This window comes from Salinicola endophyticus (assembly GCF_003206575.1).
Taxonomy (GTDB): domain Bacteria; phylum Pseudomonadota; class Gammaproteobacteria; order Pseudomonadales; family Halomonadaceae; genus Salinicola; species Salinicola endophyticus.
Window position 1 is genome coordinate 817,312 of record NZ_PZJO01000002.1, and the last position, 14,792, is coordinate 832,103.

The following is a 14,792-nucleotide window of genomic DNA, read 5'->3' on the forward strand; positions in this document are numbered from 1 at the left end:
GACTCGAATGGCAGAGGCCGCTCAAGGGCCTCCGCCCCCGTGCCGCTCCGAAACCAGAACGGCACCTCTAGCAAGATGCGCGAAGCGTGTGACTTACTTGCGTTTCTTGCGGTTGGCCATGTGAATGGCGTGACCGTCGACGGCCAGCGCCGCTTCGTGGACCGCTTCGGAAAGTGTCGGGTGAGCGAAGCAGGTCAGGGCCAGATCCTCGGCGCTGGAGCCGAACTCCATGGCGATGACGCCCTGGGCGATCAGCTCGCCGGCGTGCTGACCGAGGATGTGCACGCCGAGAATGCGATCGGTCTTGGCGTCGGCGACGACCTTGACCATCCCTTCCGGGGCGTTGTTGGCGAGCGCACGACCGCTGGCGGAGAACGGGAAGGTACCGGTGCTGACTTCGATCCCCTCCTCCTTGGCCTGCTGCTCGTTCATGCCGACCCAGGCCACTTCCGGCGCCGTGTAGATGACGCTGGGGATGGTGTCGTAGTTCATCTCCGGCTTCTGCCCGGCGATGATGTCGGCGACCATCACGCCCTCTTCCGAGGCCTTGTGCGCCAGCATCGGACCGCGCACCACGTCACCGATGGCATAGACGCCGGAGACGCTGGTACGGCACTGGTCGTCGACGAAGATGAAACCGCGCTCGTCGAGCTTCACGCCGGCGCCATCGTCGAGCAGCTTGTCGGTGTAGGGCTTGCGACCGACACAGACGATCAGCTTGTCGAAGGTCTGCTCCTGCTCACCGTCGCTGTCGGTGTACTGGACCACGACTTCACGGCTGTCGCCCTTGCCCTTGACCTCGGAGCCGGTGACCCGCGCGCCCAGCTTGATGTCCAGACCCTGCTTCTTGAGCAGCTTCAGGGTCTCCTTGGAGATCGCCTGATCGACCATCGGCAGGAAGCTGTCGAGCGCTTCGAGCACGGTCACTTCGCTACCCAGACGGCTCCACACGCTGCCCAGCTCGAGACCGATGACACCGGCACCGATCACGCCCAGACGCTTGGGCGCTTCATCGAACTCGAGCGCACCGGCGGAGTCGACGATGATGTCGTCGGTCATCGGCGCCGGCGGGATATTCACCGGCACCGAGCCGGAAGCGATGACGACGTTGTCGGCGGTGTAGGTCTGGCTCTTGCCATCGTGGCCGGTCACTTCGACCTGCTTGCCGTCGAGCAGCTTGCCGGTACCTTCCAGCGCGGTGACGCCGTTGGACTTGAACAGCATGCTGATACCGCCGGTGTTCTTGGCGATGACGCTGTTCTTGAACTCCATCATCTTCTTGACGTCGGTGGCGACGTCGCCGACGTTGATGCCGATCTCGGCATAGTGGTCACGCGTCTCGACGAACTTGTGCGAGGTCTCGAGCAGCGCCTTGGAGGGAATGCAGCCCACGTTGAGGCAGGTGCCGCCGTGGACGGTCTTGCCTTCCTTGTTCACCCACTTCTCGACACAGGCCGTCTTGAGGCCCAGTTGCGCGGCGCGGATCGCGGCCACGTAGCCACCAGGGCCGGCGCCAATGACGATCACATCGAATTTATCGGCCATGAAAGATTTCCTGTTCGTCTCGTGTGCCATCCGCCGAGGCGCGCCCCGGCGGATCCGAATGTCGGGCGGTCAGATGTCCAGCAGCAGACGCGCCGGGTCCTCGAGCAGCGACTTGATCGCCACCAGGAACTGGACCGCGTCCTTGCCGTCGATCATGCGGTGGTCGTAGGAGACCGCCAGATACATCATCGGGCGAATCTCGACCTTGCCGTTCACCGCCATCGGGCGCTCCTGGATCTTGTGCATGCCCAGGATCGCGGTCTGCGGCGGGTTGAGGATCGGCGTCGACATCAGCGAGCCGAAGATACCGCCGTTGGTGATGGTGAAGGTGCCGCCCTGCATGTCCTCGATGCCGAGCTTGCCATCGCGACCGCGGCTGCCGAAGTCACCGATCGCCTTCTCGACGTCGGCCAGCTTCATGCTGTCGGTGTCACGCAGGACCGGCACCACCAGTCCACGCGGGGTGGAGACGGCGACGCCGATGTCCTGGTAGCCGTGATAGACGATGTCGGTGCCGTCGATCGAGGCGTTGACGTCGGGGAAGCGCTTGAGTGCTTCGGTCGCCGCCTTGACGAAGAAGCCCATGAAACCGAGCTTGACGTCGTGGGCCTTCTGGAAGGTGTCCTTGTACTGGCTGCGCAGCGCCATCACCGCGCTCATGTCCACCTCGTTGTAGGTGGTGAGCATGGCCGCGGTCTGCTGGGCCTGGACCAGACGCTTGGCGATGGTCTGACGCAGGCGGCTCATCGGCACGCGCTGCTCGGGACGCTCGCCCTCGACCGCGGAAGCGGCCTTGGGTGCGGCAGCCGACTTGTCGGCCTTGGGCGCGGCGGACTTCTTGGCCGAGCCGTTGTCGATGGCCTTCTGCACGTCCTCTTTCAGCACACGACCACCCTTGCCGGTGCCCTCGAGCTTGGACACGTCGAGATCGTTCTCGGCGGCCAGCTTGCGTGCTGCCGGCGCCAGGATCTTGCCGTCGACCTTGGCATCCGCCTCGCCGTCGTCGTCACTGGAAGACGCTTCAGCAGGTGCGTCAGCGCCCGCGTCACCCTCGGCGCCTTCGCTGAACACTGCCAGCAGCGCTTCGGATTCGACCTGCTCGCCCTCCTGGACCTTGATCTCAGCCAGGGCGCCATCGGCCGGCGCGACCACTTCCAGCACGACCTTGTCGGTCTCGATCTCGGCCAGCACCTCGTCGCGCTTGACCGCTTCGCCGACCTTCTTGGTCCAGCTGGCGACGGTGCCTTCCTGCACCGACTCCGGGAAGCTCGGCGCCTTGACCTCGTGCTGCTTGCCCGCACCGGCAGACTTCTTGTCGGCCGGTTTCTTGTCCGCCTTGGCGTCACCGGACTTGGCATCATCGGACTTGGCGTCGCTGCGCTTGGCGTCATCGGCCTTGGCATCACCGCCCTTGTCGCCTTCGCCGGCCGCGCCGAGCTCGCCCAGCACTTGCTCGGACTGGCAGACGTCACCCTCTTCGACATTGATCTTGGAGAGGGTGCCGGCTTCCGGCGCCACCACCTCGAGGACCACCTTGTCGGTTTCGATCTCGACGATCAGTTCATCGCGCTCGACGCTGTCGCCCACCTTCTTGTGCCAGGTGGCAACGGTTCCCTCGGCAACGGATTCGGGGAAAGTCGGCGCTTTGATATCAGTAGCCATGTCGTATCCTTAATCTCTTCTCTGTCGCGTCTGTTCCGGCAGCATGGCGCCTCAGGCGTTGAAGGCGTCGTCGACCAGCTGGCTCTGTTGTGCCACGTGGACCGACATGTAGCCCGCGGCGGGCGCGGCGGATGCCGGACGACCCGCAAACTTGAGGCTGTGGTCCAACCCTTCGCGCACCATGCTCGCCACCAGGCGAAGATGATGCTGGCTCTGATACCAGGCGCCCTGATTGAGCGGCTCTTCCTGACACCAGACGACCTGTTCCAGGTTCGGAAAGGCCTTGAGCGCATCGAAGAGCTCTTCCTTGGGGAAGGGATAGAGCTGCTCGACACGAATGATCGCGGTGTCGTCGCGCTGGTTCTCGGCGCGGTAGCTGGCGAGGTCGTAGTAGACCTTGCCCGAGCAGATGACCGCCCGCTTGACCGCCTTCGGATCGCGCTCGCCGACATCGGGGATGACCATCTGGAAGCGGCCATCGGCCAGCTCTTCCATGGTCGAGGTGGCATCCTTGTGACGCAGCAGGCTCTTGGGCGACATCACGATCAGCGGCTTGCGCAGCGGACGGATCACCTGGCGCCGCAGCAGATGGAAGATCTGCGCCGGGGTGGTCGGTACGCACACCTGCATGTTGTGCTCGGCGCACAGCTGCAGGAAGCGTTCGAGGCGTGCGGAAGAGTGCTCCGGCCCCTGCCCCTCATAGCCGTGCGGCAGCAGCAGGGTCAGGCCGCACAGGCGCGCCCACTTCGACTCGCCCGAGGAGATGAACTGGTCGACCACGACCTGGGCGCCGTTGAAGAAGTCCCCGAACTGGGCCTCCCAGATGATCAGCGCGTTGGGCATGGTGGTGGCGTAGCCGTACTCGAACGCCAGCACCGCCTCCTCCGACAGGAAGGAGTCGTGGATGGTGAAGCTCGGCTGCCCTTCCTTGATGTGCTGCAGCGGAATGTAGGTCGAACCGTCTTCCTGGTTGTGGACCACGGCGTGACGGTGGGAGAAGGTCCCGCGGCCGGCATCCTGGCCGGTCAGACGCACCGGATGATCGACGTCGACCAGGGTGGCGTAGGCCAGCGTTTCAGCAAAGCCCCAGTTGAGCGGCTGGTTGCCGGCGAGCATCTTGCGCCGCTCTTCGTAGACCCGCGATACCTGACGCTGGACCTCGACCCCGTTGGGAATCTCGCTCATCTTCTGCGCCAGCTGGCGAAGATGTTCGAGGTCGCAGCTGGTGTCGGTGTCACCGCTCCACTCGTGATCCAGATAGGGGGTCCAGTCCACGAACAGACCGGTATTGGGCTGCTTCACCAGCGCATTGGCCACATGGTTGCCGGCCAGCAGATCGTCGCGATACTGCTCGCCCATCTGCTTGGCCTGCTCCTCGGTGAGCACACCCTCCTCGATCAGCTGCTCGACGTAGAGCGTGCGCGTCGACTTGTGCGACTTGATCTTGGCGTACATCAGCGGCTGGGTGCCGGAGGGCTCGTCGGCCTCGTTATGGCCGCGCCGGCGATAGCAGACCAGGTCGATGACCACGTCGCGCTTGAACGCCTTGCGGTAATCCACCGCCACCTGGGTCGCATGCAGCACCGCTTCCGGATCGTCACCGTTGACGTGGAAGATCGGCGCCTGAACCATCTTGGCGATATCGGTGCAGTACTCGGTGGAGCGGGCGTCATCGGGCCGCGAGGTGGTGAAACCGACCTGGTTGTTGATCACGATGTGCAGCGTGCCGCCGGTCTTGTAACCGCGGGTCTGCGACATCTGGAAGGTCTCCATGACCACGCCCTGGCCCGCGAAGGCGGCGTCGCCGTGGATCACCACCGGCAGCACCTGCTCGCCGTCGACGTCGTCGCGACGATCCTGGCGCGCGCGCACCGACCCCTCGACCACCGGGGAGACGATCTCCAGGTGGGAAGGGTTGAACGCCAGCGCCAGGTGCACTTCGCCACCCGGGGTCATGACATTGGAGCTGAAACCCTGGTGATACTTGACGTCACCGGAGCCGCGCTCGAGTCGCTTCTTGCCGTCGAACTCGTCGATCAGCTCAGACGGACTCTTGCCGAGGATGTTGACCAGCAGATTGAGACGGCCACGGTGGGCCATGCCGATGACCACTTCCTTGACGCCGTAGCTACCGCTGCGCTGGATCACCTCGTCCATCATCGGAATGAAGGATTCGCCGCCCTCCAGGCCAAAGCGCTTGGTGCCCGGATACTTGGAGGCGAGGTAGCTCTCCAGCCCCTCGGCGGCAGTGAGGCGCTCGAGCAGATGCTCGCGATCGCTCTGGCTGTACTTGGGCTTGGAGCGCACCGACTCGAAACGCTGCTGCAGCCAGCGCTTCTCCTCGGTGTTGACGATGTGCATGAACTCACAGCCGATCGACCGGCAGTAGGTCTGATCCAGCGCCTCGACGATCTCCTTGAGCGGCGCCTCGTCCTTGCCCAGGAAGAACGAACCGGTCTGGAACACGGTGCTCATGTCGGCCTGGGTGAGGTCGTGGAAGGACAGATCGAGGTCGGGCACGGTCTCGGCCTGACGCAGCCCGAGAGGATCGATGTCGGCGCGCTGATGGCCACGGAAGCGGTAGGCGTTGATCAGCTGCAGTACCTTGACCTGCTTGCGATTCTCGCTGCTGCCGGCGCTGCTGGGGGCGGCCTGCCCCGGACGACGCTCGCGCGCCAGCTGGTAGAACTGCTCCCGAATGGGGCTCAAGGGGACATCGTGAGCGGGGGTGCCTTCCAAGCGGGGCAGCTGATCGAAGGCCTGGCGCCACTCGTCGGGTACAGTCGAGGGATCGTTCAGATACTGCTCGTAGAGCGCTTCCACGTAGTGAGCGTTACCGCCGCTCATGTGGGAAGTGCGCCACATCAACTCCATTATGCCTTCTTGCATATCTCGTTCACCCTGCACTGATGGGGTGTTGTCGGCGCCGGTCGCGATCTGCGTCACGGCGTCACTCCGTCACCGTCGCGAGACGGCGTTACGACCATGTAGGCGAAGCGGCGTCATGATCGTTAAAAGCCGGTGCACGAGGCACCGGCCAGCATTCTGATAGTCGGCTCGACTGCGACACGGTGTCGCAGTCGGCAAGCGCGGCACATGATAACAAGCCGCGCGCTACGATTTAAGTCGTAGATGCCCGCGACCGCGTTCAGGTGGCGTTGGACAGCAGCATTTCACGAATCTTGCCGATGGCCCGGGTCGGGTTGAGGCCCTTGGGGCACACCGAGACGCAGTTCATGATGCCGCGGCAGCGGAACAGGCTGAACGGGTCCTCGAGCTCGGCCAGACGCGCCTGGGTGGCGTTGTCGCGCGAATCGGCGAGGAAGCGGTAGGCCTGCAGCAGGCCGGCCGGACCGACGAACTTGTCCGGGTTCCACCAGAACGACGGGCACGAGGTCGAGCAGCAGGCGCACAGAATGCACTCGTAGAGGCCGTCGAGCTTGTCGCGCTCCTCCGGCGACTGCAGACGCTCGATCGCCGGCGCCGCGGTATCGTTCTGCAGATACGGCTGCATACGCTCGTACTGCTTGTAGAACAGCCCCATGTCGACCACCAGATCACGCATGACCGGCAGCCCGGGCAGCGGGCGCAGCACCAGCTTGTTGTCCTTGACCACCTCGGACAGCGCGGTGATACAGGCCAGACCATTCTTGCCGTTCATGTTCATGCCGTCGGAGCCGCAGACCCCTTCACGGCAGCTGCGACGAAAGGCCAGCGAGCTGTCCTGATCCTTGATCATGGTCAGCACGTTGAGGACCATCAGATCGCGCCCTTGGGTGTCGATCTGGAACTCCTGCATATAGGGCGCGGAGTCGGTCTCGGGGTTGTAGCGGTAAACGGAAACCTGAAGACTGGACATGAGTGACAACCCCCTCAGTAGGTACGGATTTTCGGCTCGAAGGTATCGACCGTCTTCGGCGTGAAGTTGACCTCACGCTTGGTCACGCGCTTGTCACCCGGGTGGAACAGCGAGTGCTTGAGCCAGTTGACGTCGTCACGGTCCGGATAGTCGTAGCGCGAGTGCGCACCACGGCTCTCCTTGCGCTCCAGCGCTGCGATGGCAGTCGCTTCGGCCACCTCGAGCAGGTTGTCGAGCTCCAGCGCTTCGACCCGCGCGGTATTGAAGGCGTTGGACTTGTCACTCAGGTGCGCTTCGGCGATACGCCCGCGCAGCTCGGCCAGCTTGGTCACGCCCTCCTGCATGTTGTCTTCCTGACGGAAGACGCCGAAGGCGTTCTGCATGGTGCTCTGCAGCTCGGCCTTGAGATCGGAGACCGACTCGCCGCCACTGGACTCGTTCCAGCGCGACATGCGCGCCATGGCGCTGTCGACATCCGACTGAGCGGCGTCGAGATAGTCGATGCCCTCGTTGAGCGCCTTCTCGATGTAGATGCCCGCAGCACGACCGAAGACCACCAGGTCGAGCAGCGAGTTGCCGCCCAGACGGTTGGCGCCGTGAACCGAGACGCAGGCCGCCTCGCCACACGCGAACAGACCGTTGATGATGGCGTCGTTGCCGTCCTTGTCCTGGGTCAGCGCCTGGCCGTGAACGTTGGTCGGGATACCGCCCATCATGTAGTGACAGGTCGGGGTGACCGGGATCGGCTCCTTGACCGGATCGACGTGGGCAAAGGTCTTGGAGAGTTCGACGATACCCGGCAGGCGCTTCATCAGCACCTCTTCACCCAGGTGATCGAGCTTGAGCATGACGTGGTCGGCGTTCTCGCCGCAGCCGCGCCCTTCCAGCACTTCCATGACCATGGCACGGGCGACCACGTCGCGGCCGGCCAGATCCTTGGCGTTGGGCGCGTAGCGCTCCATGAAACGCTCGCCATCCTTGTTGATCAGATAGCCGCCTTCGCCGCGACAGCCCTCGGTCACCAGACAGCCGGCGCCATGAATGCCGGTCGGATGGAACTGCCACATCTCGATGTCCTGCACCGGGAAGCCGGCGCGCAGCGCCATGCCGATACCGTCACCGGTGTTGATCAGGGCGTTGGTGGTGGAGGCGTAGATACGGCCCGCACCACCGGTGGCCAGCACGGTGGCCTTGGACTTGACGTGCACCACTTCGCCGGTCTCGATGCACAGCGCGATGCAGCCGACCACATCGCCGTTGGCGTTCTTGACCAGATCGACGGCGTACCACTCATCGAGGAACACCGTGTTGTTCTTCAGGTTATTCTGATACAGCGTGTGCAGCAGCGCGTGGCCGGTACGGTCGGCCGCGGCACAGGTACGTGCCGCCTGGCCGCCCTTGCCGAAGTCCTTGGACTGACCGCCGAACGGGCGCTGGTAGATGCGACCGTTGTCGAAGCGCGAGAACGGCAGCCCCATGTGCTCGAGTTCGAAGACCGCCTTGGGGCCTTCGGTGCACATGTATTCAGCGGCGTCCTGGTCGGTGATGTAGTCACCGCCCTTGACGGTGTCGTACATGTGCCAGCGCCAGTCATCGTTGGGATCGGCGGAGGCAATGGCACAGGTGATGCCACCCTGGGCGGACACCGTGTGCGAGCGGGTCGGGAAGACCTTCGACAGCACCGCCGTCTTCTTGCCGGACTTGGCCAGTTCGAGCGCCGCTCGCAGGCCGGAACCGCCACCACCGATGATGATGGCGTCGAATGTCAGGTTTCGCATGGTAGACATGGATCAGGCTCCCCAGAGGACTTGTACGCCCCACACCAGAAAAACGAAGATGGCGAGAATCACGACGGCCTGGAAACCGAAACGTGCGCCGGTGTGCTTGAGGTAGTCGGTGGAGATGGTCCACAGACCGACCCAGGCGTGTGCGGCCATCGAGATGAAGGCCAGCAGCGAGAAGATACGCATCCAGGTCTGCGCGAACAGCCCGCTCCAGGTGACGTAGTCGAGATGGGGGTGGAACAGCAGATAGGCGACGAGAAACAGCGCGTAGACCGCCAGGACGAGTGCCGAGACGCGCTGGATCAGCCAGTCGGAGAGGCCGCTGCGACCGAGATTCGTGATGTTGGTTACCATACCCAGACTCCTGCCAGAACCACCAGAACGGCACTGATCACGACCGTGATCTGCGCCTTACGCGTACCGCCTTCGAGATCGACGCCGTAGCCAGCATCCATCAGCAGGTGCTTGATACCGGCCACGAAGTGGAATCCGAGCGCCGAGAGCAGACCCCAGGCGACCAGCTTGGCCAGTACGTTGTGCGCCAGCACATCGCTCACTGTCTCGAACCCCTGCGGCGAGGAGAGCGACTTATCCAGGGCCCAGAAGCCGAAGATCAGACCGACGAACAGAATGACGCCGGTGACGCGGTGAGTGATGGAAGTCAGTGCGGGGAGTGGAAAGTGGATGGTAGACAGGTCGAGGTTTACTGGACGTTTGCTATTCACGGCTGTTCAACACTCTCTTGACCCAGACGGGTCTGGCCCGTTTGGGCTGTGGTTTTTAGAAGCAGGATCTCGGTCGCGGAACTGGTTTCCCTGCGGCCCAGGCCGAGCTGACGATGCCATATCGCGCGGGAGATGATTATAGGGTTTGAGGGCCGGCATGACAAACCGCTACAACTTTGGTCATAACCAAAACGCCCCCTATCCAACCACCCGCGACAGCCACCAGACACGCCGGCGTTGGCACCATGATCCAACGCTTCCCAGGGTGACACCCGGGCGCCACGACGACACCCGAGGCGTCAGCGACTACACTCCAGATCCCGGCCGCAGAGACGCAACGCAGGCGCTTCGCCTGCCGCGCCGCCAACGCCAGCTCGATCGAGGCGGCACTATCTGTTTCCTGTTTCAGTCTCGGTGTCAGTCTGCGACGCTGCCTGGATCAGTATAGCGGCAACCCTGGCAGGGCTCGGCATTTCGCTGCGGAACACGCCACGCATGCCCTACCTCGAGGGGCGGCACGCCCGATAACAACAGGTTACAATACACATTGATCGATCAAAATGTCGACAATGTGTGAACCCGCTTATAGAAGCCGTTGTCAAACCCGCTGGGGCGAATTGACAAACCCTTGCGGAAACCTATAGTGGGCGGACTCTTTTTGCCCGCATAGCAGGAAAGACAAAGGGTTATGTCACGATAGGGAGGCCTACATGGCTGACAGAAAAGCGAAACTTTCCGTCGATGGTGTCGACAAGACGATTGAATTCCCGGTCTATTCCGGCACCCTCGGACCTGACGTCGTCGATGTGCGCAGCCTGACCGGCGAAGGACTGTTCACCTACGACCCGGGCTTCGTCGCCACCGCCGCCTGCGAGTCGGGCATCACCTACATCGATGGCGCCGCCGGGGTACTGCTTCACCGTGGCTACCCCATCGAACAGCTGGCCGACAACTCCAATTACGTGGAGCTCAGCTACCTGCTGATGTTCGGCGAACTTCCCACCGCCGAGCAGTACCGCGACTTCGCCGGGACGGTCGGCCGTCACACCATGGTTCACGAGCAGATCGTCAACTTCTACAAGGGCTTCCGTCGCGATGCCCATCCGATGGCGATCCTGTGTGGCGTGGTCGGCGGGCTGGCCGCCTTCTATCACGACAACCTCGACATCACCGACGCCGAGCAGCGCCATGTCAGCGCCATCCGCCTGATCGCCAAGATGCCGACGCTGGCCGCCATGTGCCACAAGTACAATATCGGCCAGCCGTTCATGTATCCGCGCAACGATCTCAGCTACGCGGAAAACTTCCTCCACATGATGTTCGGCAACCCGTGCGAGAGCTACGAGGTCAATCCGATCATGGCCAAGGCGATGGACCGGATCTTCATGCTCCACGCCGACCACGAGCAGAACGCCTCGACCTCGACGGTACGCCTGACCGGCTCCACCGGCGCCAATCCCTTTGCCTGCATCAGCGCCGGTATCGCCGCACTCTGGGGTCCGGCCCACGGCGGCGCCAACGAAGCGGTACTGGCGATGCTCGACGAGATCGGCGACGACTCCGAAGAGAATATCCAGCGCTTCATCGACAAGGCCAAGGACAAGAACGATCCGTTCAAGCTGATGGGCTTCGGCCACCGGGTCTATCGCAACTTCGACCCGCGCGCCAAGGTGATGAAGGAGACCTGCGACGAGGTACTCAGAGAGCTGGGCATCGCCGACGACCCGCAGCTCAAGATCGCCAAGCGCCTCGAACAGATCGCTCTGGAAGACGAGTACTTCATCGAGCGCAAGCTCTACCCCAACGTCGATTTCTACTCCGGCATCATCCTCAAGGCGATCGGCATCCCGACCAACATGTTCACCGTGATCTTCGCGATGGCGCGTACCGTCGGCTGGATCTCCCACTGGAACGAAATGATCAGCAACGGCTACCGCATCGGTCGCCCGCGCCAGCTCTACACCGGCCACACCAAGCGCGACTACCCCAGCTCGCACTGACCCCGGGCGCCAGGGCCCGCCGGCCCTACCCCACCGCCGCCGATCTTATCGGCGGTTTTTTTTGGCCGCGATAGATGTCCACACATTCTGTGGATAACCCTGTTCAAAACCTACAGATAATGTCACCCAGGCCCCCTGACAGGCGCCCTGAAGACAGATCGTTCAAATTTTGACCAATTGCAAGATACTGATTTAAAAGAAAAAAGCAGGATATATACGCATTTCAGCAGCTTGCCCGCAGGCACCAGCGAGGCAGCAGGACGCAGTGGACAATCAGCGCTGTTGTCAAGCGTTTCAGGTCGAACGACGAGGAGTTATCAACAGCCAGCCACACAGGTTGACCGCAGAGGGATTACAGGAGGGAAAAGCAGAAGTGGCGTCCCATAGGGGGTTCGAACCCCTGTTACCGCCGTGAAAGGGCGGTGTCCTGGACCACTAGACGAATGGGACGCAAAAAGTGCGACGTCGGTCGCGAATTCCTTGGTGGAGCCTAGCGGGATCGAACCGCTGACCTCGACACTGCCAGTGTCGCGCTCTCCCAGCTGAGCTAAGGCCCCGTCTCAGGAACGGGGCGAACTATACGGGTATCTAACTGATCCGTCAACACTTTATTTAAGCGTCGACGGATCCGCCCGTGACCCGCCTCAGAGCTCGCGGTAACGCTTCTCGAGCCGCTTGGCCTGCTTCTTGGAGACGCCGCCGAGCACCTCGATGGCGTGACGCAGACGTGCCCGTGTCATGTCGGAGCCGATGATCGCCATCGCATCGAGCACCGAGGTGGAGTGGGCGCTGCCGGTAACGGCGATGAACACCGGGGCCAGGAACGCCTTCATCTTCAGCGACAGCGCAGCCGAGAGCGACTGACACACCTCGAGCAACTCGGCCTTCTCCCAGCGGCCGACCACCTCGAGACGCCAGGTCAGAAACTGCAGCAGCTCGACCAGCGACTCCCGCTCCAGGGCCACGCCATCGAAACTCTCGGCGCTGATCGACGGCAGCCCCGAGAAAAAGTGCCCGGCGAGCGGAATGGCGTCGGACAGGGTCGAGATTCGCGGACGGATCTGCGGCAGGATCTGGCCCACGTACTCCTCGTTGAACGCCCAGTTGCGCAGCGCCTCGAGCAGCCCGGCATCGTCCAGGTCCTCACGGATATAGACCCCGTTGAGCCAGGTCAGCTTGTCGAGATCGAATACCGGCCCTCCCAGCGACACGCGCTGGATATCGAAGCTGGCCATCATCTCGTCGAGCGAGAACTTCTCGCGCTCGTCCGGCATCGACCAGCCCATGCGGCCCAGATAGTTGGTCAACGCCTGGGGCAGATAGCCCATGCGCCGGTAGTAGTTGATCGAGGTCGGATTCTTGCGCTTGGACAGCTTGGACTTGTCGGGGTTGCGCAGCAGCGGCATGTGGCACAGCACCGGCATCTCCCAACCGAAATAGGCGTAGAGCAGCTGGTGCTTGGGCGCCGAGTTGATCCACTCCTCTCCGCGCAACACATGGGTTATCCCCATGAGATGGTCATCGACCACGTTGGCCAGATGGTAGGTGGGCATGCCGTCGGACTTGAGCAGAATCTGGGCGTCGACCTGGGCCCAGTCGACCTCGATCCGACCCCGCAGCATGTCGTCGACCTCGCAGGTCCCGCTGTCCGGCACGTGCATGCGAATCACGTAGGGATAGCCCTCCGCTTCACGGCGTGCACGCTCGTCCTCGTCCAGGGCCAGATCGCCGGACTTGAGCGCCAGATGTTGCCCCGCCTCACGCCGCGCTTCGCGCAACGCGTCCAGCTCCTCGCTGGTGCGGTAGCACTTGAAGGCGTGGCCGGCATCCAGCAGTTGCTGGGCATGCTCGGCGTAAATCTCGCCGCGCTCGCTCTGGCGATAGGGGCCATGCGGGCCACCCACATCCGGGCCCTCATCCCAGCTCAGTCCCATCCAGCTCAGCGAGTCGAGGATCATCTGTTCCGACTCCAGCGTGGAGCGCTGGCGATCGGTATCCTCGATTCGAAGAATGAACTGCCCGCCATGCTGGCGCGCGAAGCAGAGATTGAAGAGCGCAATATAGGCCGTCCCGACATGCGGGTCACCGGTCGGAGAAGGCGCGATACGCGTGCGTACAGTCATGAATCCAATCCGTTGATAAAAGAGCAGGCCAGGGCCTGTGAAGATTCCCCACGCGGTGCGCGCGGGGCCTCCCGACGGCCCCTAGTATACGCGCCCTCACCGGCCCCCTGCAGGCCCAACTGCACGCTGTGTCGCGGGGAAACTTCGACACGAATTGTTCAAGCGACGCAAAAGGCACTAAGATTCATTATCGTGCATAGTGATTGCCCTGCCCCGAGCGTCTCGTCCAACGCTCGGCCATGGTGATCCTAGACTTTCCGGCAACCACTCGACAGCTGGAAAGTGGCTTACATGCCGACACGTTACGATAAATGTCGAGAACGTCGTTCCAATTAACCCGAAACAAACTTCGGTGACGAGTGGATATGCTAACGCATCATTATGCAGGCGAGATGGACGGATGGACGGGCTAGGACCAAGAATCAAACAACTTCGACTCCAGGCCGGGCTGAGCAAAGCCGCGTTGGCGCGTCGCGTCGGCGTTTCCGACGTCACGATCTCCTACTGGGAGTCCGGCACCATCAAGCAGATCGGCCATGCGCGCCTGGTCGCCCTCACCTCCGCGCTCGACTGCTCGATTCGTCAGCTGCTCGACGATGACTCCCTCAACGCCCTGGCGGTGGATGTTCCGGCCAAGCCGCAAGGATTGCTGGCGCTGCGTTCGCGGGTGTGCGCCCCTTGGGAGGCCGCCGCCGGCAGCGATGAGCTCGATGCCGAGCTGTCGACGGCACAGCTACTGACGCGCGACTGCTTCCTGGTCACCCCCGCCGAGGGCGAGACCTTCGACTTTCTCTATGAAGGGGACCTGGCGGCGGTGCACCCAAGCGAGCGCTTTCAGCAGGATGGGCTCTATCTGATCGAGCGGGAGGGACGCCTGCAGGTGCAGTATCTGGAGCGCCTCACCTCCGGACGCATCCGTGTCAGTGGCGAGCAGCTCCAGAGCGTCAGCGTGGAGAACATGCGCACGCCGCCGTTCCGCGTGGTGGGTTACGTGCGCGCCCGCTGGAGTCGTCAGTGATCCCTTCGCGTCGGCTGCCGTTGGGCCCGGTCTGAAAAGGAGTCGTGCGGCGCCGGCCCCTGCGGCGCTAGAAGCC

Annotated in this window: 10 protein-coding genes and 2 tRNA genes; 2 read left to right on the forward strand and 10 right to left on the reverse strand. The window is 63.0% G+C overall.

The window, feature by feature from the left end; all coding sequences use genetic code 11:
- Positions 1-93: 93 nt before the first annotated feature.
- The 7 genes from lpdA to sdhC all read right to left on the reverse strand — a co-directional run bounded on the left by lpdA (position 94) and on the right by sdhC (position 9,575).
- Positions 94-1,545, reverse strand: coding sequence for a dihydrolipoyl dehydrogenase (gene lpdA, locus DOM66_RS06250; protein WP_110674420.1), 1,452 nt, complete (start codon positions 1,543-1,545; stop codon positions 94-96).
- A gap of 69 nt (positions 1,546-1,614) precedes the next feature.
- Complete coding sequence (odhB, locus tag DOM66_RS06255) at positions 1,615-3,207, reverse strand: 2-oxoglutarate dehydrogenase complex dihydrolipoyllysine-residue succinyltransferase (protein WP_110689562.1); 1,593 nt, start codon at positions 3,205-3,207, stop codon at positions 1,615-1,617.
- A 51-nt stretch (positions 3,208-3,258) separates the two neighbouring features.
- Positions 3,259-6,096: a 2-oxoglutarate dehydrogenase E1 component gene (locus DOM66_RS06260; RefSeq protein WP_110674530.1), complete on the reverse strand. Its 2,838-nt coding sequence runs from the start codon at positions 6,094-6,096 to the stop codon at positions 3,259-3,261.
- 259 nt (positions 6,097-6,355) lie between these two features.
- The gene (locus DOM66_RS06265) at positions 6,356-7,066 is read right to left on the reverse strand and encodes a succinate dehydrogenase iron-sulfur subunit (protein ID WP_035470655.1); all 711 of its coding nucleotides are present in this window, start codon (positions 7,064-7,066) and stop codon (positions 6,356-6,358) included.
- A 14-nt stretch (positions 7,067-7,080) separates the two neighbouring features.
- Positions 7,081-8,853 carry a succinate dehydrogenase flavoprotein subunit gene (gene sdhA / locus DOM66_RS06270; protein WP_110674418.1) on the reverse strand — a complete coding sequence of 591 codons (1,773 nt, stop codon included), beginning with the start codon at positions 8,851-8,853 and terminating at the stop codon, positions 7,081-7,083.
- Positions 8,854-8,856: 3 nt separating this feature from the next.
- Positions 8,857-9,204 (reverse strand): succinate dehydrogenase, hydrophobic membrane anchor protein, encoded by a 348-nt coding sequence (sdhD, locus tag DOM66_RS06275; RefSeq protein WP_110674417.1) that lies wholly within the window; start codon positions 9,202-9,204, stop codon positions 8,857-8,859.
- Positions 9,198-9,575: a succinate dehydrogenase, cytochrome b556 subunit gene (sdhC, locus tag DOM66_RS06280; protein ID WP_035470652.1), complete on the reverse strand. Its 378-nt coding sequence runs from the start codon at positions 9,573-9,575 to the stop codon at positions 9,198-9,200. Before sdhC ends, sdhD begins: the two co-directional genes overlap by 7 nt.
- A gap of 710 nt (positions 9,576-10,285) precedes the next feature.
- Here sdhC and gltA point away from each other — a divergent pair.
- The gene (gene gltA, locus DOM66_RS06285) at positions 10,286-11,575 is read left to right on the forward strand and encodes a citrate synthase (RefSeq protein ID WP_110674416.1); all 1,290 of its coding nucleotides are present in this window, start codon (positions 10,286-10,288) and stop codon (positions 11,573-11,575) included.
- A 374-nt stretch (positions 11,576-11,949) separates the two neighbouring features.
- Here gltA and DOM66_RS06290 read toward each other — a convergent pair.
- From DOM66_RS06290 to gltX, 3 genes are all read right to left on the reverse strand, one after another.
- A tRNA-Glu gene (locus DOM66_RS06290) sits at positions 11,950-12,025 on the reverse strand.
- A gap of 31 nt (positions 12,026-12,056) precedes the next feature.
- Positions 12,057-12,132: transfer RNA gene (locus tag DOM66_RS06295), tRNA-Ala, on the reverse strand.
- A gap of 87 nt (positions 12,133-12,219) precedes the next feature.
- Positions 12,220-13,698, reverse strand: a complete 1,479-nt coding sequence (gltX, locus tag DOM66_RS06300) for a glutamate--tRNA ligase (protein ID WP_110689563.1) — start codon at positions 13,696-13,698, stop codon at positions 12,220-12,222.
- Positions 13,699-14,161: 463 nt separating this feature from the next.
- Here gltX and DOM66_RS06305 point away from each other — a divergent pair, with 463 nt between their 5' ends.
- Complete coding sequence (locus DOM66_RS06305) at positions 14,162-14,716, forward strand: helix-turn-helix domain-containing protein (RefSeq protein WP_232825130.1); 555 nt, start codon at positions 14,162-14,164, stop codon at positions 14,714-14,716.
- Positions 14,717-14,792: the final 76 nt, after the last annotated feature.

Bases quoted from the DNA above. Each gene is read 5' to 3' on its own strand.
- lpdA (WP_110674420.1), bottom strand. From the start codon at position 1,545: ATGGCCGATAAATTCGATGTGATCGTCATTGGCGCCGGCCCTGGTGGC.
- sdhA (WP_110674418.1), bottom strand. From the start codon at position 8,853: ATGTCTACCATGCGAAACCTGACATTCGACGCCATCATCATCGGTGGT.
- sdhD (WP_110674417.1), bottom strand. From the start codon at position 9,204: ATGGTAACCAACATCACGAATCTCGGTCGCAGCGGCCTCTCCGACTGG.
- gltX (WP_110689563.1), bottom strand. From the start codon at position 13,698: ATGACTGTACGCACGCGTATCGCGCCTTCTCCGACCGGTGACCCGCAT.
- DOM66_RS06265 (WP_035470655.1), bottom strand. From the start codon at position 7,066: ATGTCCAGTCTTCAGGTTTCCGTTTACCGCTACAACCCCGAGACCGAC.
- DOM66_RS06260 (WP_110674530.1), bottom strand. From the start codon at position 6,096: ATGCAAGAAGGCATAATGGAGTTGATGTGGCGCACTTCCCACATGAGC.
- odhB (WP_110689562.1), bottom strand. From the start codon at position 3,207: ATGGCTACTGATATCAAAGCGCCGACTTTCCCCGAATCCGTTGCCGAG.
- gltA (WP_110674416.1), top strand. From the start codon at position 10,286: ATGGCTGACAGAAAAGCGAAACTTTCCGTCGATGGTGTCGACAAGACG.